This window comes from Actinophytocola sp. (genome assembly GCF_035634895.1).
GTDB lineage: Bacteria > Actinomycetota > Actinomycetes > Mycobacteriales > Pseudonocardiaceae > Actinophytocola.
Window position 1 is genome coordinate 1 of the sequence record NZ_DASQCC010000127.1, and the last position, 23563, is coordinate 23563.

General features: G+C 71.7%; 10 protein-coding genes. 5 read left to right on the forward strand and 5 right to left on the reverse strand.

The window, feature by feature from the left end; genetic code table 11:
• A partial coding sequence (locus tag VET29_RS18415; protein WP_324921849.1) for a hypothetical protein occupies nt 1-473 on the reverse strand: 473 nt, incomplete at its 3' end.
• Between the two features lie 367 nt (nt 474-840).
• On the opposite strand from VET29_RS18415, the gene VET29_RS18420 reads away from it, so the two are divergent.
• Together VET29_RS18420 and VET29_RS18425 are read left to right on the forward strand one after the other, a co-directional pair.
• Nucleotides 841-1692 carry an LLM class F420-dependent oxidoreductase gene (locus tag VET29_RS18420; RefSeq protein WP_324921853.1) on the forward strand — a complete coding sequence of 284 codons (852 nt, stop codon included), beginning with the start codon at nt 841-843 and terminating at the stop codon, nt 1690-1692.
• A gap of 117 nt (nt 1693-1809) precedes the next feature.
• Nucleotides 1810-3246 carry an Nramp family divalent metal transporter gene (locus VET29_RS18425; RefSeq protein WP_324921856.1) on the forward strand — a complete coding sequence of 479 codons (1437 nt, stop codon included), beginning with the start codon at nt 1810-1812 and terminating at the stop codon, nt 3244-3246.
• A 69-nt stretch (nt 3247-3315) separates the two neighbouring features.
• On the opposite strand, the gene VET29_RS18430 is transcribed toward VET29_RS18425, so the two are convergent.
• The 4 genes from VET29_RS18430 to VET29_RS18445 form a co-directional block, all read right to left on the reverse strand.
• A complete protein-coding gene (locus VET29_RS18430) occupies nt 3316-4125 on the reverse strand; it encodes a hypothetical protein (RefSeq protein ID WP_324921858.1) in 810 nt (269 codons plus the stop codon).
• Nucleotides 4126-4281: 156 nt separating this feature from the next.
• The gene (locus tag VET29_RS18435; RefSeq protein ID WP_324921861.1) at nt 4282-8727 is read right to left on the reverse strand and encodes a protein kinase domain-containing protein; all 4446 of its coding nucleotides are present in this window, start codon (nt 8725-8727) and stop codon (nt 4282-4284) included.
• Nucleotides 8728-8766: 39 nt separating this feature from the next.
• The gene (locus tag VET29_RS18440; RefSeq protein ID WP_324921863.1) at nt 8767-9417 is read right to left on the reverse strand and encodes a hypothetical protein; all 651 of its coding nucleotides are present in this window, start codon (nt 9415-9417) and stop codon (nt 8767-8769) included.
• Nucleotide 9418: 1 nt separating this feature from the next.
• On the reverse strand, nt 9419-9835 hold the full coding sequence (locus tag VET29_RS18445; RefSeq protein WP_324921866.1) for a hypothetical protein: 417 nt from the start codon (nt 9833-9835) through the stop codon (nt 9419-9421).
• A 309-nt stretch (nt 9836-10144) separates the two neighbouring features.
• Here VET29_RS18445 and VET29_RS18450 point away from each other — a divergent pair, with 309 nt between their 5' ends.
• From VET29_RS18450 to VET29_RS18460, 3 genes are all read left to right on the forward strand, one after another.
• Nucleotides 10145-11617 (forward strand): argininosuccinate lyase, encoded by a 1473-nt coding sequence (locus VET29_RS18450; RefSeq protein WP_324921869.1) that lies wholly within the window; start codon nt 10145-10147, stop codon nt 11615-11617.
• A gap of 8 nt (nt 11618-11625) precedes the next feature.
• Nucleotides 11626-13761 (forward strand): pyridoxal-phosphate dependent enzyme, encoded by a 2136-nt coding sequence (locus tag VET29_RS18455; RefSeq protein WP_324921872.1) that lies wholly within the window; start codon nt 11626-11628, stop codon nt 13759-13761.
• Nucleotides 13762-13879: 118 nt separating this feature from the next.
• Entirely contained in the window at nt 13880-23557 is a 9678-nt protein-coding gene (locus VET29_RS18460) for a non-ribosomal peptide synthetase (protein WP_324921874.1), read from the forward strand.
• Nucleotides 23558-23563 lie beyond the last annotated feature (6 nt).

Here is a 23563-nt window from a genome sequence, read left to right on the forward strand (position 1 = left end):
GACAGCGCGAAGGCCTCCAGCAGCAGGTAGTTCCGGTGCCAGGGCCCGGCCAGTGCGATCCGCTCCAGCTTGTCGACCCCCATCATGGGCAGGCCCTTGGTGACGAGGACGAACAGGGCGTACGCCGCCAGGCACGCCAGCGCCACCGGCAGCAGCTCGTAGGACCTCGTGGACCGCGCGGGCCGCGCCTCGTCGAACGTCCGCCGCTGCGGTGCGAGCAGGTCCGCGATCGCCATCGCGACGAGGGCGAGCGCGAACCCCGTGGCCGCCCTCGGAATCTCCTCCACCACGATCCCCGAGTACGCGGCGGCTCCCGCGATGAGGTTGACCAGCGGGCCGAACGTGACGAACACGAACACCGCGGCGATGCTCACCAGGACGTTCCGCGTCCCGCCTCGGAGGTAGAGCCGGACCAGGACGGCCAGTGAAACGGCGAGGTCGACCAGCACGACCGCCGCGGCCTGTGCGGTCAACCGGACCTCTCGCTCTCGCCCGAGGAAGCGCGTTCCGGTGCGCGGTCACCACGCGTCGAAGCGTGCCCATGTCCCCGGGGTCCCGTCCCGACACCGTGGTGCGACACGGCCCCGAAGCGGTCGGACAGGTCTCGGCTCACGGTGTTGCCACCCATCGGTCAATCAGCTGGCTGGTGGGACCCACCACCGCCCGTGACGCTAGGGGAGGCTGGACGCGGCCCGCCACACGGAACGATCGATCTCAGCCCAACGGTGGGGATGTCCGCTCGAACGGGTGGTTCCGGTCCACGCCGGCGACACCCGATAACCAACGGCGATAAGAGAAGGTCTTGGACCCGTCGTGCCTGCCCGGGCCACGCTGGCGAGCATGGAGCTGGGAGTACAGGGACTGAACGCCAAGGCCGTGCTCGGGCCGGACCACACGGTGCGGCTCGCGCGGCTCGCCGAGGAGCTGGGCTACACGTCGTGGTGGGTCGGTGAGCACGTGGTGCTGCCGAGCCCGCGAACCCCCGAGTCGCCGATGGCGTCGACCGATCCCATCCTGGACCCGTTGGCGCAGCTGGCTTTCGTGGCCGCCGTGACCACGCGGATCCAGCTCGGCACCGGGATCGTCATCCTGCCGCAGCGCAACCCCGTGGTGCTGGCGAAGCAGGTGGCCAGCCTGGACGTGCTGAGCGGGGGGCGGTTCATGCTCGGCGTCGGCGCGGGCTACCTGGAACCGGAGCTGGCCGCGGTCGGCGTCGACCTCGCGACGCGTGGCAGCCGGACGGACGAGTACCTGGACGCCATGGCGTCGCTGTGGCACGACGAGGCGCCCGCGTTCCACGGCCGGCACGTCTCGTTCGAGAAGGTCGACGCGTATCCACGCCCCGAGAACGTGCGGATCGTCGTCGGCGGGCACAGCCGGGCGGCGTTCCGGCGGGCGGTGTCCCGCGGCCACGGCTGGTTCGGCAACGGCGGGCCGGAGGACCTGGTGGCACACCTCGATGGCCTGGCGCGGGCCGCGGACGAGGTCGACCGGCCGGCGCACCTCGGTCGCCTGGAGATCAACTACATGCAGCTGAACCCAGTGCGGCTCGACGCGCCGACCGTGGCCCGGTACGCGGCGCTCGGCGTCGACCGGTTGATCGTCTTCCCGCTGCCGCTCGAGGACCCGGACGACGTCGCCCGGTTCCTGGAGTACCACGCGGACCTGGTCACCCGCCGGCGACCGGGCTGACCCGGCTCCGGTGTCACGAGAAGTCGCCGGTCGATCCCTCGGATGCAGTATGCGGTATGCCTGTTTTCCCGCGTACGATCTTGCGCGAGACCCTTTTCCCGCGAAGGGATCACCGCAATGACGAGGCAGCACGACGACGTGTCATCTTCGGCGGCCTGGCGGTTCCCCGCCCGGTACCTGCCCCGGCCGGAGGTCCGGCCGTTACCGGCGCCGCCGGCGTCCACCTGGCGCATCATCGGTCCCGGCGTCATCGCCGCCGGGGTCGGGCTGGCGTCCGGCGAGTTCATCCTCTTCCCCTACATCGCGTCCCAGGTGGGGCTCGTCTTCGTCTGGGCGGCGGTGGTCGGGCTCGTCACGCAGTTCTTCCTGAACATGGAGATCGAGCGGTACACGCTCGCCACCGGCGAGACCGCGCTCACCGGCTTCAGCAGGTTCTGGCGGCACTGGGGCCTGGTGTTCGCGGTGCTGACGATCTTCGCGAACCTGTGGCCCGGCTGGGCGACCAGCTCCGCCACGATGATCACCTACCTGACGGGCGGCGGGAACGTCGCCCTGATCACCGTGGCGCTGCTGCTGTTGATCGGCCTCATCCTGACGCTGGCGCCGGTGGTCTACGTTGCCCTGGAACGCGCGGAGATGGTGAAGGTCGCGGCCGTGCTGGTCCTCCTGCTCGTCGGCGCGATCGTCGCGATCTCGGCGGACGCGTGGGCGGACGTGCCGAAGATCGTCACCGACGCGTCGGTGCCCGTCGACACGCTCGGGCTCGCGCTGCTGATGGGCGCGCTCGCGTTCGCCGGCGCCGGCGGCGGGCAGAACCTGGTGCAGAGCAACTGGATCCGCGACAAGGGCTTCGCCATGGGCCGGTACGTGCCGCGGATCACGAGCCCGGTCACCGGCAAGCCCGAGGCCGCGCCGAGCACCGGTTTCATCTTCGAGCCGACCGACGAGCACCTGTCGCGCTGGCGTTCCTGGTGGCGTTTCGCGAACCGCGAGCAGCTGTCCACGTTCGTGCTGATCACGTTCCTGACGATCCTGTTCACGTCGCTGCTGTCCTACTCGACCGTGTACGGCAAGCCGGACCTGGAGAACAACATCGGCTTCCTGCAGACCGAGGGCGAGGTGCTCAAGTCGGACGTTGGGCCGTGGTTCGGCGTCCTGTTCTGGGTGATCGGCGCGTTCTCCCTGTTCGCCGCGGCGCTGGGCATCGTCGACTACACCGCACGGCTGGTCGCGGACGTGGTCAAGACCTCCTACGCCAGGGACACCAAGGAAAGCACGCTCTACTTCGGCGTGGTGTGGGTCCTGGTGCTGGTCGGCTGCCTGATCGTGGCCGCCGGCTTCGCACAGCCGCTGGTGCTGCTGGTGATCTCCGCGTGCGTCGGCGGTCTGATGATGTTCATCTACTCCGGGCTGCTGATCCTGCTCAACCGCAGGGTGCTGCCGCGGCAGATCCGCATCCGCGCCGGGCGGGCGGCGGTGCTCGGCTGGTCGGTCGCGCTGTTCGGCGTGCTGAGCGTGCTGACACTCATCGAGCAGCTCGGCAAGCTGTTCTGACGGGGGTGCCGACGGCCGGCGGCGACTGGTCCAGAACGTCCACAGTGGAGGGTGGCGGAAGGTGCGCGGTCAGAAGTCGCGTGCCGCCTGCTCGACCTCGTCGAGGTCCTCGGCCGTCACCAGCCGGTACTCGGCGACCCGCTTGCCGACCGCGAACCTCGGGTTCTGGATCCGCCCGCTGCGGGCCTCCGAATAGGGGTCCGCCAGCTCACCGAACGCGATCTGCGACACCGCCCGGATCGCGTCGTCGACCCGTTGCGGCCGCTCGAGGTTCCACGCGTCGCCGCCGCGCCAGGCGCGGATCCGTTCGTAGATCCGGCGGTTCGTCGGCGGGAACGGGGAGTCGTCGTCGCCGGCCAGCCACGGTTCGGCCAGGGCCAGGGCGACGTACCACTCCTTGGAGCGCCGGGTCAGCTGTCCTTTTCGGACATGCGGCTTCAGCTCGGTGTCGTGGTGGACCGAGGCCATCGGATGCTCGGTCACGGCCGTGTAGTGCACGGTGAACGTCATCAGCAGGTCCGTGTACAGGTCGATCCCGACCCGCTTTCCCGCCAGCACGATCAGCTCGTTCTTGCCGTCGTCCAGCAGGGCACGCATGTCCCGCACGAGCGTCACCCGCCGCGCGCCGCCCGGCGCGTCCAGCAGGCTCGACAGCCGGCCCTCGCCCGCGCCGAGCCAGCGCAGCCACGCGGCCTCGGCGCCGACGACCAGCTCGGCCAGCGTGCCCGACACGTGCGGCGCGCAACCCGGCAGCCGCAGCTCGACCCGTCCCGGTCCGGGTCCGGCCGCCGAATGCGGGTCACGACCGAACACCAGCCGCTCACCCGGGCCGAGCATCACCGGATGCAAGTCGCTGCCCCGCACCATGACCTGCGGCATCCCACTCCCCACCATCGGATCCGATGGACGGCAGACTACCCGGCGCGGGACCGCCACCGGGAGACGAATGGCGGTAGACATGGCCATACGGTCGCATTTCCGAGCGCCGCCGCGCAGGCGGAACGTTCCTAGTGCCCCGTCCAGGTGGAGTGGGCACTAGCAGCCGATCGAGGAGAGGCGCTTCTCCCCCGCGTCGGCGAGGTTGTCACACAGGCGCCGCACCGCCGCCGCCGGTTCCAACTGCCAGACGCCGACGTCGGTGTCGGTGCCGCCGGACACGAGCAGCTTCCCGTCGGCCGAGAACACGATCTCGTTGAGCGGTGAGGAGTGCCCGGAGAGCACGGCCAGCAACCGCCGGTTGGGCAGATCCCACAGCCGCACGACCGAGTCGTCCGTGGTGATCGTCGCCAGCGTGCGGCCGTCCCGCGAGATGGCGACCTCCCGGACGGTCGAGCTGTGCCGGCCGAACCGGTAGCGCACCTTCCCGGTCGCCGCGTCGCGGACCTGGAGGTAGCCGCCGACGCCCGCGGTGACGATCGAGCGGCCGTCCGGCGTGAACACCGCGGTCACCAGCGTGTCGGTGTCGAGTGGAACCGGCTTCTCCTTGCCGAAGTCCGGCAGCCGCCACGACAGCATGGTCGCGGTGTTGTCGCCGTCGGTGTCGCTGCCGACCCGCGAATCACCCTGGTTGTCGATGAGCGCGAGCAGGCGGCGGCCGTCCGGTGAGAACGCCAGCTTGGCCGGGAACTGGTCGTTGCCGAGCGGGAGGTCCGCGACCTGTTCGAGCGTGGCCACCGCCCACACGCCGACCCGGTAGTCGGCCGGCATCTCGAGGCTCACCGGGTTCTGGTGCGCGGCGGCGAACAGCTTCCCGTCGGGTGAGACGGCGAGGACGCCCCGGAACTCGCGCTTGTCGAGGTGGATCGACCGCGGGCGGGTGAGGTCGCCGTTGCGTGCCGTCACGGTCAGCGTGCCACCGACGGACCCGGTGATGCGCGTCCCGTCCGGGGTGTAGCGGATGGTGTAGGTCGCGGAGTCGAGGCTCGACTGCCCGACGTCCGCGCCGGTGCGGATGTCCCACGTGGTGAGCGCGCCGTCCGCGTCGCCCGCGGTCGCGGTCCGGCCGTCCGGGCCGATGTCCAGGCCGGTCACCGACGCGGTCAGCTTCGAGTGCCAGTTCACGTTGGTCTGCCAGCGAAGCACGGTGCCGTCGCTGGCGGCCGCGACCCGCGTGCGGCCGTCTGCGGACACGGCGATCGAGAGCACGGTGCGGCCGGTCGTGGTGCCGCTCCTCGGCCCCTGCGTGAGGGAGCCGGAGAAGTCGCCGTTCAGCGGGTCCCACAGGGTCAGCGCGGTCGAGTCGCTGTTGGTGTACAGGACGGTGCCGTCGGGGTTGAACGCGATCGACGACGGCCCCTGCCCAGGATCGGTGGTGTGCCTGGTGATGTCGGGGAAGGCCCGCACCAGCGCGCCAGTCTCCGGGTTCCACAGCCGGATCGTGTTGTCCGCGACGCTGGCGGTCGCCAGCAGGTTGGGGGAGAACGCCACGAGCACCGAGATGATCCCGTCCTCGCCGTGCCGCCCGGTCTTCGCGTGCTCGGTGTTGGCCGACACGAGCGTGCCGTCGACGGTGTTCCACAGGTCCAGTCCGCCTGCGCCGTCACCGACCGCGAGCCGTTCGCCGGAGTTGCTGTAGGCGAGGCTGAACGTGTTGGTCCTGCCGGTGCCGATCCAGCGGTTCACCCTGCCGGTCCTCGGGTTCCACTCCCCGATCCCGATGGTGAGGTCCGACCGGATGCTCACCGCCGCCAGCGCCGTGCTGTCCGGGCGCCACGCCACCGGCCCGATGGCGGGCTGGGCGTCGGCGAGCCGGCTGACCGGCTTGCCGTCCGGGATGGACCAGACCCTGATGCCGCTCGTGGTGTCGCCCTTCTCGGCGTTGACCGACGAGACCGCGAGAAGACGGCCGTCCGGGGAGAACCGCACCGCGAGGATCGAGCCCTTCAGCCTGATGTCGATGTCGAGCCGCTCGCGCCTGGTCATGTCCCAGACCACGACCTGGCCCTCCCCCGAGCCGACCGCGATCATCCCGCCGTTCGCGGTGACGTCGATCGTGTAGCCCTGGGGCAGCCCGGAGGCGAAGTGCGACGGGTAGGTGAGCATCGGCGCGGACAGCAACGCGCCGCGGGCCTCCGAGGTCGGGCTGGTGTGCCAGCTCCTGACGGCCTTGCTCATCGCGTCGATCGGGTCGGTGTACGCCTCCGCCTGCGACTCCGCCGCGAGTGCCCGCGACTCGGCCACGTTGCGGGCGTCGTCCGCCTCGCCACGCGCGACGAACGCGACGAAACCGGCCACGAGCGCGAGCACCAGGAACGTCGCGAGGCCGACGACCACGCCACGCAGCCTGCGGTTGGTCCGCCGCCGGTCCCGCTCGCCGGCCCGCAGGAACGCCTGCTCGTCGTGCGTCAGGTCGGTCCGCCCGTTCGACCAGTCGAGCGCCGCGGCCAGCCGCGCGCCCCGGTACAGGTCGCCGCGGTCCTGCCCACCGGTCCGCCAGTTGGCGGCCGCCTCACCGAGCCGCTGGCGCACGAGCAGGCCGTCGCGGTCCTCCTCGACCCACTGCCGCAGCCGGGGCCACGCCGTCAGCAACGCGTCGTGCGACAGGGAGACGGCGTCGCTGTCGACCGTGACGAGCCGCGCCGCCACCAGACTTTCGAGGATCCTCGGCGGCACCTCGGCCCTCGGCGCCCGCCGCCGCGCGATGCCGCCGCCCTCCAGCAGCGTGACCATGCGCAGCAGCGTGGCACGCAGCGCCCACCGGTCCGGCTCGGCGAGCCGCGAGTACACGCCGTCGGCGGTGAGCGCGACGGCCCGGTCGACGCCGCCCGTGCGCTGGTACCCCTCCAGCGTCAGCCGGTTCCCGTGGCGGTTGTGCCAGGTCTCCCGCAGCGCGTGCGCGAGCCGCGGCAGCGCGCCCGCGTCGTGGCCCGCGTCGGTGATCAGCCGGTCCACCAGGCCGGGCTCCAGCTCCAGGCCCGCCGCCTCGGCCGGCAGGGTGACGACCCGGGTCAGCTCGTCGGCCGTCAGCGGGCCGAGCACGTACGGCGCGTCCAGCGACGGCTTCAGCGACGGCAGCGTGATGCAGTGCTCGACGAAGTCCGCGCGCACCGCGACTACCACCCGCGCCGGCCACGCGCTCGCCAGCGCCGTCGCGAACGCCTCCCGCTCGCGCTGGTTGGCGCACTGCGTGAACAGCTCCTCGGCCTGGTCGACGGCCACGACCAGCGGCGCGTTCCCGCCGGCGGACCTGCACAGCTCGCCGAAGTCGCCGGGCCGGACCCACAGCCGCTGCGCGAGCTCGCGCGGGTTCGTGTGGGTGAGCGCGGCGAGCCGGGCGGCGAGCGTGCCGATCGGCCGGTCCCCCGGCGTCATGGCCAGCGACTTCGCGCCGGCCTTCGCCTGTGCGGCGAGCAGCCCGGCGTTGAGCAGCGACGACTTGCCGGCACCCGACGCGCCGACGACCAGCAGCGGGCCGTCGTTCGCCTGGTGGCGGGCCAGCCGCGCGAGCAGGTTCCGCACGGCCTCCTCGCGGCCGAAGAACCAGTCGCTGTCCCGGATCCCGAAGCTCTGCAGGCCGGGGTAGGGGCAGCTGTCGGTGCTCGCGGCGACCGGCGGGGTCGCCTGGTCCCGCAGGAACGACATGAGCAGCTGCACGAAGTGGTCGCCCTGGTGGGTCGTCGCGACCTCGGCCGCGGTCGGCGCCTCCGCCGTGACGGTGCTGATCACGCTGGCCGCCGCTTTCATCAGCTCCCCGGCCGTCGGGTACCGCCGCCGGGGGTCCTTCTCCATGCCCGTGCGCACGACGAGGTCCATGGCCGGCGGGATGCGCCGGTCGAACAGGGACGGCGCGGGCGGTGGGTCGGACAGCTGGGCGGCGAGCTTGCCGACGGTGTCCGGCGCGGGGAACGGCACCCGCCCGGTCAGGCACTGGAACAGCACGCAGGCCAGCGAGTACACGTCCGACGATGGGTCGAGCGTGCCGTCGGTGCCCCGCATCAGGCGCTCGGGCGCCATGTAGTCGAGCGTGCCGACGTAGTCGCCGGTGTTGGTCAGCTGCGTGACGTCCTCGGCGATCGGGCGCGCGATGCCGAAGTCCGCGAGGTAGGCGTTGCCGGCCTCGTCGAGCAGGATGTTGGCGGGCTTGACGTCCCGGTGCAGCACCCCGGCCGCGTGCGCGGCGTCGAGCGCGCTCGCCACCTGGCCGAGGACCTCGATCGCGCGGGCCGGCGACAGCGGCCCGTCGGCGAGCACCCGCTTGAGGTCCGGGCCCTCGATCAGCGCCATGTCGAGGTAGAGCCGGCCGTCGATCTCGCCGAAGTCGTGGACCGGGACGATGTGCGGCTCGTTCAGTCCCGCGACGAGCCTCGCCTCCCGGCGGAAGCGGGCGAGGAACTCCGGCTCCGCGAAGCCGGGGAGCCTCTTGAGCGCGACGTGCCGGTCGCGGACGGTGTCGTAGGCGCGGTGCACCTCGCCCATGCCACCGCGCCCGAGCAGCTCCTCTATGCGATACGGACCGAACAACTCCGCGACCGTATCCGTCATGTGCGCGCCCTCCCCGCTTCTGTTCCTACGGGCGCATGATTATTTACACTTGTCGCGCATGTCCTGGATGGCGGCGCTCACCTCCGCGTCCGACGCGGTGGAGGGCAGGTCCCAGATGAAGTGCTTCGTCGCGTCGACGCACGGCTGCAACGCCGAGTTCTGTGACTCCAGGTCACCGTTGTGCTGCTGGGCGTCGGACTTGTCCCCCTCGGCCGCCGAGGCGTCCTTCTTGGCGTCGGCCAGCTCGGCCTGCTTGTCGTTCAGTACCGAGGTCGCCTTGTCGTGGTCGCTGTTCGCGGACACGAACAGGCCGGCGAACACGCCGGCGCCGGCGAACATGAGCACCGCGGCCAGGATCAGGATGATCTTCGCCGTGTTCTTCGGCCTGGCGGGCTCCGGCGAGAGACCCGGCTGGCCGCCCGTGTAGTACGACGGGAAGGACGCCGTGGGCTGGGGCTGCTGCTGTGGCATGCCCCCGGCCGGGGACTGCGGGTAGGACGAGGCCGGGAACGGGGCCGAGTAAGGGTTCTGCGGCTGCTGCTGCGGGATCCCGTACGGGTTCGACGGCTGCGGGGCGCCGTAGGGGTTCGGCGGCGGCTGCGGGGGGTCGTACGCCTGCCCGGCCTGTGTCTGGTCGTTCGAGCCCGGGTAGCCGGACTGGTTCTGTGGGTTCGAGAAGTAGTCGGTCATGTCAGGACCCACCCGTCCCCAGGTCCTTCGGGCAGCTGTCCACCATCTGGTCGACCGCCTTCGTCAGCGCCGCCTGGTCGCCGTTGCCGAGGGCCTGGAGCGCGGCCTTGGTGGCGTCCGTGCAGGCCTGGAGCTGGTCATGGGTGCTCTGAAGACCCTCTCCCTTGTCCCGGAGGTCGGTGGTCTCCGACTTCGCGTCCGAGAGCTTGCCCTTCTGGTCCTTGATCTGCTGCTCGGTGTTCGTGACCTGACTGTTCGTGTCCGCGGCCGCGCCCTTCTCGCTGAGAAACAAGAAGAGAAACAAGCCCGCGGCGAGCGCAAGCACCGCCACGAGCACGCTCAGGACGATGGTCGCCGTCTTCTTCGAACCGTTCGGCACGCCGGGTGGCGGCCCGGCGGGGGTGACTGGTTGGAACACTTACGACTCCCACCTTCAGCGCGTCCGCGCACGCACCGGCCCTGCCCCGGTACGCCCGCCTCGCCATCAGTCTCGTCGCCTGGGACGGCAACGGTAACTGGAATGTTCCGTACCGGGACGAAATTGGGCCGACCGGAGGAACGCCTCGTTCAGGACGAACCAGCAAGCCTAACGTCCTCATGACCTCTCTGTGAACAACTCATCCGGTTCCGTTATCGAACAACGAAAACCCCGTGACCCCTGCCCTGGTTTCCGGTGATCCCGTTCAGGGACTCTTGCTTCGTACCGCGGTGACGAGGGGGAGCTGATGTGACCACCCGCCTGAGCGGCCGGGTCAACGCCGCCCCCGCCGAGTTGTTGCACGAAGAGATTCTCCGGCCACAGTTCGAGTACGAGGTCGCGAACCTGCTGCCCTGGTACCTGGTCATCGAGAAGGTGCTGCTGGTCGAGTACCTCCGGTTGGGACTGATCCCGGCCGTCGACGCCACCGCCGTTCGCGCCGTCCTCGACGGGACGACCGCGGCGGACCTGACCGCGGCACCGGACGTCAACATGTCCGACTTCGCGTTCGCACTCGAACGGCACGTCGAGGAGCGGCTGCCCACGCCCGTGCCGGCCTGGCACGTCGACCGCAGCCGCAACGACCTGCAGTCCTGCGCCCAGCTGATGTTCGGCCGCGACCAGCTCGGGCACGTGGCGCGCGACCTGCTCACCCTCGGCCGTGCCGCGCACCGGCTCGCGGGCGAGACCGCCGAACTGCCCATGCCCGGGTACACCCACCTGCAGGCCGCACAGGTGATCACGCCCGGGTTCTACCTGGCGGCCGTGGTCGAACAGGCGCTGCACACCGCGGACCGGCTGCTGGCCACCTACGACAGCATCGACCGCTGTCCACTGGGCGCCGGCGCGATGTCCGGACAGGAGCTGGACTGGGACCGCGACCGGATGGCCGCGCTGCTCGGTTTCCGGGCACCGCAGCCACACGCGCTGGTCGCCGTCGCGTCCCGCGAGTGGGCACTGGAGATCACCGCGGAGCTGTCGGTGCTCGGCGTGGGGATCTCGCGGTTCGCCACCGACCTCATGGCGTGGGGGTCCAGCCAGTACGCGTTCATCGAGCTGCCGGACTCGCACGCCGGGATCTCGGCCGCCATGCCGCAGAAGAAGAACTTCCCGCTGCTGGAACGGATCCGCGGCCGTTCCGCACACCTGTCGGCGTTCCATGTCGACGTGGTGCTCGGCCAGCGCGGCACGCCGTTCGCCAACATGGTCGAGGTCTCCAAGGAGGCCTCCGCGCACCTGCTGACCGCGCTCACCACGGCCCGGGGCACGCTGCGGCTGTTCACGGAGGTGCTCGCGCACCTCCGGTTCCGGCCGGACGGGATGCGTGCGGCGTGCGCGGCGGAGCACCTCGGCGGGTTCACGCTCGCCAACCGGCTGACGCTGCTGGAGGGCGTGCCGTGGCGGCGGGCACAGGTGATCGCCGGCCAGTATGTCGTTGCCACACAGGGAAGACCGCCGGCGGACACGTCGAAGGAGATCCTGGCGGAGGTCGCGCGGGCGGCCGGGTTCCCGCTGTCCGCGCCGGCGGCGGCACTGGCCGGGGCGTTCGAGGTGGACGCCGGGCTGTGGGAGAAGCGTTCCGCCGGCTCGGCGAACCCGGACTCGGTGCGCGATCTCCTTGCCGCGCAGGCGGTCCGGCTGGACGCGGCGGGCGAGGCGTGGGATTCGCGGCAGGAGCGGGTGGCCGGCGCGCTGGCTTCGCTCGACGAGCTACTCACCTAGGACTCCTCATGCGCTTCGACGGCATTCTCGACGCGATCGGGCACACACCCCTGGTCCGGTTGCGCATCGCCACGGCGCCCGGGGTCGAGGTGTACGCGAAGCTCGAGCTGCAGAACCTCTACGGCATGAAGGACCGGGTCGCGCGGCACACCGTGCTGGAGGCCCGGCGGACCGGCGTGCTCGCCGACGGGGCGCCGATCATCGAGAGCTCCTCCGGGACGATGGCTCTTGGCGTCGCCATGGTGGGTGCCGCGCTGGGGCATCCGGTGCACGTCGTGACGGACCCGCGGATCGACGCGATCAGCCTCGCCAAGCTGCGGGCGCTCGGGGCCGTCGTGCACGTCGTCGAGACGATGTCCGGTCAGGGCTGGCAGGGCGCGCGGCTCGCGCGGCTCGCGGAGTTGCGGTCGTCGCTGCCGGGCGCGTTCTGGCCGGAGCAGTACTCGAACCCGGACAACCCCGCCGCGTACCGGGCGCTCGCCGCGGAGCTGCTGGCGGATCTCGGCACGCTCGACGTGCTGGTGGGGTCGGTGGGCACCGGCGGGTCGCTGTGCGGGTCGGCACGGGCGCTCCGGGAGGGGCTGCCGGACCTGCGGGTCGTCGGTGTGGACAGCGTCGGCAGTGTCCTGTTCGGACAGCCGGACCGGCCGGGCCGGCTGCAGGGCGGGCTGGGCAACAGCATCCTGCCGAAGAACCTGGACCGGCGGCTTGTTGACGAGGTGCACTGGCTCAACGACCGGGAGGCGTTCTCGGCGACCCTGGACCTCGCGCGGGAGCACCAGATCTTCGGCGGCAACACGTCCGGGTCGGTGTACCGGGTGCTGCGGCGGGTGGCCGAGCAGTCGCCGCCGGGCACGCGGGTGGTGGGCATCCTGCCGGACCGTGGCGACCGGTACGTGGAGACCGTGTACTCGTCGTCGTTCTGGTCCGGCCACGGGGTTTCCGGCCAGCCGCTCGCGCCGGCGCCGGCCGTGGTAACGCCGGGGACGGTGGTCGACAGCTGGTCCTCCGTCGCGTGGCCGGCGCCCACCGGCCGGCGGCACCTGCTCTTCATCGAGGCGAACACGTCCGGGACGGGGATGCTGGCGCTCGAGGTGTCCCGGCGGCTCGGGCTGGCGCCCGTGCTGCTGACGAACGACCCCGCGCGCTACGGCGATCCCGGTGACGTGCTTCGGTGTGACACCAGCTCGATCGCCGCACTGCGGGCGACGATCAAGGACGAGTTCCGCCGCGACGAGCTGGCCGGCCTCACGACGACGAGCGACTTCTACGTGACCGCCGCGGCGGAGCTGGCCGAATGGCTCGGCCTGCCACGCAACCCGGTCAGGGCGATGCGGGTGTGCCGGGACAAGTCGCTGCTGCGGGAGCGGTTGTCGTTCGTCGGCGTGCGGCAGCCGCGGTTCGCGGTGGCCCGGCAGGTGGGTGAGGTCCGCGCGGCGGTGGCCGCGGTCGGGCTGCCCTGCGTGGTGAAACCGGTGGACGACTCGGCGTCCAACGCCGTTCTTCTGTGCCACACCGCGGAACGGGCGGCCCACCACGCGGCGGCCGTCCTGGCGACAACGGCGAACGTGCGCGGGCTGCCGACGGCCGGGGCCGTGCTGGTCGAGGAGTACCTGTCCGGGCCGGAGCTCTCGGTCGAGCTGTTCACCGTGGACGGTACGACCCACCTCGTCGGCATCACGGACAAGGACGTCACGCCGCCGCCGTACTTCGTGGAGCGCCGGCACCTGTTCCCCGCGGAGCTGCCGACCGCGCTGGCGTCGGTGGTCGAGTACACGGCACGGGCCGCGGTCGAGGCGGCCGGGGTGACACTGGGCGCGACGCACACCGAGGTGAAGGTGACCGCCGACGGGGTCGCGGTGATCGAGGTCAACCCCCGGCTCGCCGGCGGCATGATCCCCGCCCTGGTCGAGCACGCGACCGGCGTCGACCTGCTGGAGCAACAGCTCCGGGCGGCGGCGGGCCTGCCGGTGTCGCTGACCCCGACGCGCCGGGAGCACGCCGGCATCCGCTTCCGCCTGGCGAAGCAGGCCAGGAGCGGCTACGACCGGCTCGGCCACGTCATCGCACACGCGGACACCCAGGAGGGCGTGCTCGCCGCGCTCGCACTGGACGGCGAAGATCTCTTGGAGGACGTAGCATGATGCAAGCTCGCGCAGCCTGTACGTACGAATGGGACTTTCGTGCGGACCCAGGGAGCAAAAAGGACGGTCCGCTCGTTGCCATGGGGATAGCGTCGGGCAGGGCGGGCGTGGTGGCGTCATGATCTCGATCCCGCACGCCCTGGTCCGCTGGGCAGAGGAGCGGCCCGACGACACCGCGTTCACGTTCGTGGGCGGCGGCCTCGCCGTCGAGCGGGAGCTGACCTACGCGGAGCTGGCCGAGGCGGCCGGGCGCGTGGCCGGGTTCCTCCGCACCCGCGTCCAGCCGGGCGACCGCGCGCTGCTCCTGTTCCCACCCGGCGCGGACTACCTCGCCGCGTTCCTCGGCTGCCTGTCCGCCGGGGTGGTCGCCGTGCCGCTGTACCCACCCCGGCCCGGCGCGAAGCTCGACCGCATCACCGCCGTGATCCGCGACTGCCAGGCGCCGGTCGCCCTGACCACCGAGGCGATGCTGCCGCTGCTGAGCGACCTTCCCGTGACGCCGCACGCCGTGGACGGGCTCGCCGACGAGCCGTCGCTCACCCTGCCCAAACCCGCGCCGTCGATCACGCTGCCGAACCCCGAGGCCGTCGCCTTCCTGCAGTACACGTCCGGGTCCACCGGGAACCCCAAGGGCGTGATGGTCAGCCACCGCAACCTCGCGGCGAACCTGTCGGCCATCGAGGCCGGGTTCGGGGTGCGGGACGACGACGTGATCCTGTCCTGGCTGCCCATGTACCACGACATGGGGCTGATCGGCACGACCCTGCTGCCCCTGTTCACCGGCCGGCCCGCGGTGCTGCTCAACACGTTCGAGTTCGTGCGGGACCCGCTCGGCTGGCTGGTCGCGATCGACCGCTTCGGGGCCACCTGCTCGGGCGGTCCGAACTTCGCCTACCAACTGCTCACCGAGCGGTACGACGCGGACCGGCTGTCCGGGGTGGACCTCTCCCGCTGGCGGATCGCGTTCAACGGCGCGGAACCCGTCCGGGCGGACACCCTGGCCGCCTTCGCGGAGCGTTACGCGGCACACGGGTTCGCCGGCGGCTCCTGGTTCCCGTGCTACGGCCTCGCGGAGGCGACCCTGTTCGTCAGCGGTACCGGGGCCGGCTGCCGGACGAGCACGGTGGACGGGCGGGAGATCGTGTCGTCCGGCACGGTCGCGATGGACACCGAGGTCGTGATCCGCGGTGACAGCGGGCTTCCCCTGGCCGACGGCCAGGTCGGGGAGATCTGCGTGCGTGGCCCCGGTGTCGCGCGCGGGTACTGGAACAAGGACTCGACCGGCACCTTCCGCACGTCGATCCCCGGCCACGCCGGGGACTTCCTTCGCACGGGTGACCTCGGCGCGCTCGTGGCCGGCGATCTGCACGTCGCCGGCCGTGTCAAGGACCTGATCATCATCGGCGGCCGCAACTACCACCCGCACGACGTCGAGGCCGCCGCGGCGACCGACGACCGGGTCCGGCTCGGCTCCGCCTTCCAGGTGGACGACCGGGTGGTGCTGGCGCTGGAGGTGAACCTCCGGTCCTCGCTCGACGGTCTGGCGGACGCGGTTCGCCGCGCGGTCCAGACCACCTGCGAGCTGGAGCTGACCGAGATCGTGCTCGTCCGGCCCAACTCGATCCCGCGCACCTCCAGCGGCAAGATCCGCCGTGCGGAGACGCGGACCCGCTACCTCGCCGGCCGGCTCAAGGTCATCACCGCGACGACCGCCCCGACCGGGCGCGCGGGCGACGTGCGTGCCCTCCTGGCCGAGCGGATCGGGTTCACGCTCACCGACGAGGACTTCCGGCGGCCGCTCGCCGCGCTGGGCATGGACTCGCTGAAGCTGGTGGCCATCAAGGGCGCCGTGGAGCGGACCCTGGGGGTGTCGCTGCCGGTCGAGCTGTTCTTCGGCGATGCCACGCTCGAGGACGTGATCGCCGCCGCGGACGCGGCCACTCCGGTGGCGCCGCTCGCCACGCCGGACACGCACGCCGCCACGGACAGCCAGCTTCAGCTCCAGTTCTTCGACCAGCTCCACCCGGACGACCGGTCCAACACGCTGTCGTGCGCGTTCCGGTTGAGCCGGCGGTTCACCGACGTCGAACTGCACGCCGCGGTGAGCACGGCGGTCACCCGGCACGCCGCGCTGCGCACGACGATCGTCGACGGCGTCCAGGTGGTGGGCGACGAGCCGCGGTTCGGCTGGGACAGCCTCGAACTGGCCGACGACACGGACAACCACGACTTCCTCAACGTGGTCACCTACCGGCCGTTCGACCTGACCGAGGGTCCGCTCGTGCGGGCCGCGGCCGTCCACACCCCGGCCGGCACGACACTGCTCCTGGTCTGCCACCACGCGATCGCCGACTACGCGTCGCTGCGGATCGTGCTCGCCGACGTCATCGCGGAGCTGTTCGGCGACAAGGACTTCGCGCTCGGCACCGGCCCGACGACCGCGCTCGGCTGGGCCGCGGAGCAGACCAGGGACACCCCGGAGAAGCGCGCGAAGCTGACCCGGCTCGCGGCCCGCTGGCGGCCCTACCGCGACCAGGTCCTGTTCCCGTCGACGCCGGCCGCCCGCCGCCGGAACCCGGCGTCCACAGTGGACTTCACGGTCGACGCCGGCACGCTGTACGAGCACTGCAAGGAACGTGGCTTCACCCCGTTCGTCACGCTCGCCGCCGCCTACCTGCGGGCGCTGCACCGCGTGACCGGCTCCCCCATCGTCGCCGTCGCGACCCTGCACCACGGCCGCGCCGACACCCGGTTCGCCGGCTCGGTCGGGTACCTGGTCAACCCCGTGCCGCTGCTGGGCGACTTCAGCCGCGGCGACGACCTGCCGGCGCTGGAGGACCGCACGTGGCGCGGCCTGCGGGACGCGCTCGCGTGCGCGGAGGTGCCGTTCCCGCGGCTGGTTCGGGCGCTGTCGCCGGCGCGGCACGGCCAGAACCCGGTGTTCCAGGCCACGATCACGTTCCAGCAGTCCGCCGACGGCCGCCTCGGCGACGGGTTCGCCATCCCGTGGAGCGGCGCCCGGGCCACGGTGTCCGGTGTGGACATCGAGGTGGTGGACGTGCCGCCGCGGGACGCGGCGTTCGCGGTGAGCCTGTACGGCGCCCGCGACGGCGACGAGCTGGTGTTCCGCCTGGTGTACCAGCGGGACCTGGTCGACGAGCCGACCGCGCGCCGCGTCACCGAGGAGTTCCAGCTGGCCCTCGCCGAGGCCGTTGGCGGCGTCGAGCCGGCACGCGAGGAGATCCCGGCGCCGTCGCTGGCCTGGGTGCCGAACCTGGCCGACGGCTTCGCCCGCGCCGTGGAGCTGTTCGGTGACCGGACCGCGTTGCGGGAACGGGGCACCGGACTGTCCTATCGCGACCTGGACCACCGCGTCGCCGAGCTGGCCGGGGTGATCGGGGCAGGCGCCGGTGGCACCGTCGGCATCCTGCTCGAACGGTCGGCGGAGATGGTCATCGCGGCACTGGCCGTGATCCGCAGCGGCGCCGCGTACGTGCCGGTCGACCCTGGCACGCCCGCGGCACGCGTCGGGCTGATCCTCGCCGACGCCGCGCCGTCACTGGTGATCACGTCCACCGACCTCGCGGACCGCGTGCCGGACGGCGTGCCGACCCTCTTGGTGGACGAGCCGCTGCCGGCCGCCACGCCATTGGCGGCCGACTCCTGTCCGTCCACCTGGGACAGTCGGGCGTACGTGATCTTCACGTCCGGCACGACCGGCCGACCCAAGGGTGTGCAGGTCTCACACGGGAACCTGTTGCGGCTGTTCACATCCACCGAGCGGCAGTACGGCTTCGGCCCGGGTGACGTGTGGTCGCTGTTCCACTCGTTCGCGTTCGACGTGTCGGTGTGGGAGATGTGGGGCGCGTTGCTGCACGGCGGCTGCCTCGTGGTCGTCCCGCGTGCGACGGCCAAGGACCCGGCGGCGTTCCGTGAGCTGCTGCGGGCCGAGCGCGTCACGGTGCTGTCGCAGACGCCGACCGCGTTCAACCAGCTGGTCGCCGAGGACGTCCCGCACGCCGACCGGCTGCCGCTGCGCTGGGTGGTGTTCGGCGGCGAGGCGTTGCACTTCTCCGACCTGCGCCGCTGGGTCGCCAAGTACGGCGACGACGAGCCACGCCTGGTCAACATGTACGGCATCACCGAGACGACCGTGCACTCGTCGTTCCGCCGGGTCCGCCGCGCCGACCTCGACCAGGGCAGCAGCCTCATCGGCGTGCCACTGTCCGATCTGGACTTCGTGCTCGTCGACGAGGCGCTCAACCCCGTACCGCACGGGGAGATCGGCGAGATCGTCGTCACCGGGCCCGGTGTCGCGCTCGGCTACCTCGACCGGCCGGACCTGACCGCGGAGCGGTTCATCACCGTCGCCGGCGTGCGCGGCTACCGGTCCGGCGACCTCGCGGCCCGCACGCCGGACGGCGAGTTCGCCTACCACGGCCGCCGCGACGACCAGGTCAAGATCCGCGGCTTCCGCATCGAGCTGAGCGAGATCCGGGCCGCGCTCGGCGCCGTCCCGGGCGTGCTGCGTGCCGCGGTGGTCGTCGACAGTCCCAAAGCGACTGTCGTGAAGGAACGCGCGGTATCGACGCGGATCACCGACACCCGCGACCTGATCCGCGGCGCCGCGCCGGCCCCGAGTGCCGGACCACGGATCGTCGCGTACGTGGTCGGTGACGACACCCTGGTGCCGAACGTGCTGTTCGAGCAGCTGCGGGCGCGGCTGCCGGAGTACATGGTGCCGGCGTTCGTCGTCGCGGTCGACGAGATCCCCACCAACCACAACGGCAAGGTGGCCAAGGACCGGCTGCCCGCGCCGACCGCGGCGAACTGCCTGCGGGAACGCGAGGTCGTCGCCGAGGTGGCCGCGGGCACGGACGTCCAGCTGATGTGCGGCCTGTTCGAGGAGGTCCTCGGCACGACCGGGGTTCTGCCGGACGACTCGTTCTTCTCCGTCGGCGGCGACTCGATCATCGCGTTGCGGTTGCGGGCGACGGCCCTGGCCCGCGGGATCTCGATCGAGCTGAGCGACCTGTACTCGTTGCAGACGCCCCGTGCGCTCGCCGCCCACCTCGACCTCGCCGACGGCGCGCCGAAGTCCGGGGCACCCGTGCCGCTGGCGCCGTTCGACCTGGTCACCCCGGACGACCGGCGGGCGATGCCGGCCGGCGTCGTGGACGCGTACCCGATCGGCACCCTGCAGGCCGGGCTGCTGTTCCACAGCGCGTACCAGGCCGACGTGAACATGTACTGCGACATCTTCATGTTCCGGCTCCGCGCGCCCTACGACCACGCCGCGATGACCGAGGCGGTCGAGCGGGTGGTGGCCCGGCACGAGATCCTCCGCACGTCGTTCGACTTCACCCGGTTCTCGCTGCCGCTGCAGCTGGTGCACGAGACGGGGTCGCCGCGGCTCGACCTCACCGACCTGACCGGGCTGAGTGCCGGCGAGCAGGACGCGTCGCTGGGCGAGTGGCGGCAGCAGGAGATGACCACCCCCTACGACTGGGCCTGCCCACCACTCGTGCGGTTCGCCGTGCACGTCCTGTCGGACACGGAGTTCCAGTTCTCCATGGGCTTCCACGACGCACTGCTCGACGGGTGGAGCGAGTCGGCCCTGGTGACCGAGATCCTCACCGACTACTGGGCCATCCTCGGCGGCGCCTCCCCCGCCGTGAAGGAGCCGCCCGCGTTGCGGTTCGCCGACTACATCGCCGCGGAGCAAAGAATCCTGGCTCGTGAGGAGGTCCGTGAGTTCTGGGCCACCGAACTGTCCGAAGTGGAGCCGACGCTGCTCCCCCGGCTCGCGGCCGGCTCGACGGACGCGCACGACGGCCGGATGGGCTTCCTCAGCGTGGACGTGCCGGCCGACCTCTCGGCACGACTCGACGAGCTGGCCGCCGCCAACCGGGTGTCGCTCAAGCACGTCCTGCTCGCCGTGCACGCCCGCGTGCTCGCGTTGCTGACCGGCCGCACCGACGTGATCCTCGGCGTCGAGTCGAACGGCCGGCTCGAGGGGCCCGGCGGCGCGGACGTGCTCGGCGTGCACCTGAACGTGGTGCCGTACCGGCTGTACACCTCGGACCTGCCGTGGACCAAGCTGATCGACTCGGCGCTGGCCAAGGAGACCACGCTGCTCGACGTCCGCGCGTTCCCGTACGCGGACGTGCAGCGGATCGCCGGCGTGCCCGACCTCACCGACATCAGCTTCAACTACACCCACTTCCACGGCTACCAGCGGCTCGCCGCGGCGACCGACATCGCCGTCCTCGACGCGAAGGCGTACCTGCAGACGAACTTCACGCTGCGGGCCGAGTTCAACAAGGACCCGTTCAGCAAGCTGCTGACGCTGGACCTCGAGGCGAACCTGGAGCGGGTCAGCGAACCGCAGCTGCGGCAGATCGCGGAGGCCTACGCAGGCGCGCTGGAGCACGCCGTGACCGCGCCGGACCAGGTGCCGACCAACCGGGACCTGCTCGGCGAGACACGCTGGCGGGCGCTGCTGACCGAGGCCGCCGGGCCGGTACGCACGCACGCGGCCAGCGGTTTCCTCTCGGTGTTCGCACGGGCGGCCGAGCTGTACAGCTCCACCGTCGCGGCGGTCTGCGGCCGGGACTCGATCACCTACGGCGAGCTGGCCAACCGGGTGGACCGGCTGGCGGGCTGGCTGCACGCGTACGGGGTCGACCGGGGCACGGTCGTCGGCCTGCGTGCCGGCCGGAACCTGGACTACCTGGTGGCGGTGCTGGCCATCATGCGGATGGGCGGGGTGTACCTGCCGCTGCCGGCCGGGCCGCCGCTCCGGGTGGCCGGCATGCTGCGGCGGGGCGAGGCCCTGCTGGTGCTGCACGACAGCGCGTCCGCCGAGCTGGTCCAGGAGGCGGTGGACGGCACGACGACGGCCACGATCGACCTGGCCGACGCGCTGTCGGCGGCGTACGTCCACGCGCCCTACCAGGCCCCGCACCCCGGCGGCGACGACAACGCGTACGTCATCTTCACCTCGGGCTCGACCGGTGAGCCGAAGGGCGCGCTGCTCCGCCACGACGGCATGCTGAACCACATCCAGGCCAAGATCGAGGTGCTGGACCTGACCTCGGCGGACCGCGTCGCCCAGGACGCGGCCGCGACGTTCGACATCTCCCTGTGGCAGTGGTTCGCGCCCCTCGCCGTCGGCGCCACGACGGTGATCTACCCGGACGAGGTCGCGCAGGACCCGCCGACGCTGCTGCGTGCGGTCGCCGGCGACGGGATCACCGTGCTGGAGGTGTCGCCGTCGGTGCTCAGTGTGTTCTGCGGGGAGCTGGACCACTACGGCGTGCGGGCGTACCCGCCGTTCGACCTGCGCTGGGTGGCGTCGAGCGGCGAGACGCTGAAGCCGAAGACGGCCAACGAGTTCCGCCGCCTGCTGCCGTCGGTGCGGCTGATGAACATGTGGGGCATCACCGAGACCTCGGACGACTGCACCCACTACGAGGTGACCGGCGAGGCCGACGAGCGGGCGCCGTCGGTGCCGGTGGGCGGCCCGATCGCGAACTCGGCGGTGTACGTGCTGGACGCGAACCGCGAGCCGGTGCCGGTGGGCACTCCGGGCCAGCTTTACGTGGGTGGCGTCTGCACCGGCGCGGGCTACGTCAACGACCCGGACCGGACGGCGACGGCGTTCGTGCCGGACCCGTTCACACCGGGCCGGGTGCTGTACCGCACCGGTGACCGCGGCAGGCGGCTGGCCGACGGCGGGATCGAGTTCCTGGGCCGGTTGGACAGCCAGCTGAAGATCCGCGGCCAGCGGGTCGAGCTGGGCGAGGTGGACCGGGCACTGGCGAACGTCGAGAGTGTGCGGGAGAGCGCGGTCGTCGTCCGCACCGAGGACGGCGAGAAGCGGCTGGCCGGCTTCTTCGTCGCGCCGGCCGGACTGTCCACCTCGGTGCTGCGCAAGGCGCTCGGGGCGGTGCTCCCGCGCTACGCGGTGCCGGACTTCCTGGTCCGCGTGGACGAGCTGCCGCGTACCGCGCACGGCAAGGTCGACACCAGGGTGTTGCGGGCACTGGACGTGACGGAGCAGGGTGACGCCGCGGCGTCGCCGGCGGCCACCCCGACCGAGCGCGCGATCCTCGAGGTGATCGGCGGCGTGCTGAAGACGGCGGCCACCGACCCGACCGCGGACTTCTTCGAGCTGGGCGGTCATTCCCTGCACGCGACGCAGGTGATGGCGCGCCTGCGGGACCGTTTCGGCGTCGACCTGCCGCTGCGGCTGCTGTTCGAGCACCGGACGGCCCGCGGCCTGGCCCGGTGCGTCGACCGGGCCGACCTGGCGGCGGAACCGTTCGCCCTGGAGGGGATCCCGGGCCGGCCTGCCGGCATGACCCGGTTCCCGCTCGCGCTCAACCAGGCGAGCCTGTGGTTCCTGCAGCAGGTGGACCCGGACGACCGCGCGTACGAGAACACGAGCCTCCTGCACATCACCGGCCGCCTTTCCGTGGCGGCACTGCGTGCGGCGGTCGACACGTTGGCGCGGCGGCACGAGGTGCTGTCACTCCGGTTCGGCAGCGAGGGAGGCGTGCCGTACCAGGAACCCGGCCCCCGGTCGCTGGCGCTGGAGGTCGTGGACGACGCACCGGCGGACGTCGCGGCGTGGCTTCGTGAGCACGACGGCCGCTTCGATCTGGCCCGGGGCCCACTGGCACGGGCGAGGCTGTGGCGGATCTCCGAGACGGAGCACGTGTTCGAGTGGAGCACCCACCACATCGTGTCCGACGGCTGGTCGAGCGACGTGGCGATGCGGGAGCTCCGCGAGTCGTACGAGGCCTACCTCGCCGGACGGTCACCGTCGCTGCCCGAGCTGCCGGCGCAGTACGCCGACTACGCCCGCTGGCAGGGCAGGTACCTGGTCACCCAGGCCGACACGGGTTTCTGGCAGTCCTATCTGGACGGTTACGAGGGCGAGCTGCCCCTGGCGACCGACTTCCCGCGCGGGGAGGACCGGTCCAGGACGGCCGGCTACGCGACCAGGACGTGGTCGGCCGAGTCGGCCGACCGGTTGCGGGAGTTCGCCACGGCTCGGCAGGCCACCCCGTTCATGCTGGGCCAGGCCGCGACGGCCGTGCTGATGGCGAAGGTCGCGCAGCAGTCGGACATCGTGCTGGGTGCGGTGGTCGCGGGCCGGACGGTGCCGGGCACGGAGAACCTGATCGGCTTCTTCGCGAACACGCTGCCGCTGCGGTACACGGTCGACCTGGACGACACGCCGTCGATGCTGCTCGACACGGTCGCGCGGAGTGCCTTGCGGGCACTGGAGAACCAGCTGGTGCCGTTCGGCCGGATCGTGGAGAGCAGCGGAGTCGGCCGCACGCCAGGGGTTCCACCGCTGGTGCAGGTTCTGGTGACGTTCGACAACTTCCCGCTGGACCTGTCCGGCCTGCCGGGCGTGTCGAGCACGGTGACGCAGGTCCCGCCGGCGACGAGCCAGTTCGACCTGCTGTTCCGGTTCGTGGAGTCCGACGGCCTGACACTGACCGTGCAGTACGACACGACCCTGTTCACGGCCGGGACGGTGGCGCGGCTACTGGACGGAATGGCCGCGTTGCTGGACTTCTTCGTCAGCAGGTCCGACGAGCCGCTGTCGGCGGCGGAGCTGGTTCGCGAGGAGGACCGGCGGACGCTGGTGACCCTGTGGCACTCGCTGACGGGCGAGGACTTCGAGCCCGTGGCGGCGCTGGAGTCGCCGGCCTTCACGGAGTTCGTTGACCTGGTCGAGAAGCGCGGTCTGCTGACGGCGCTGCTACTGGCGTTGTGAGGTATC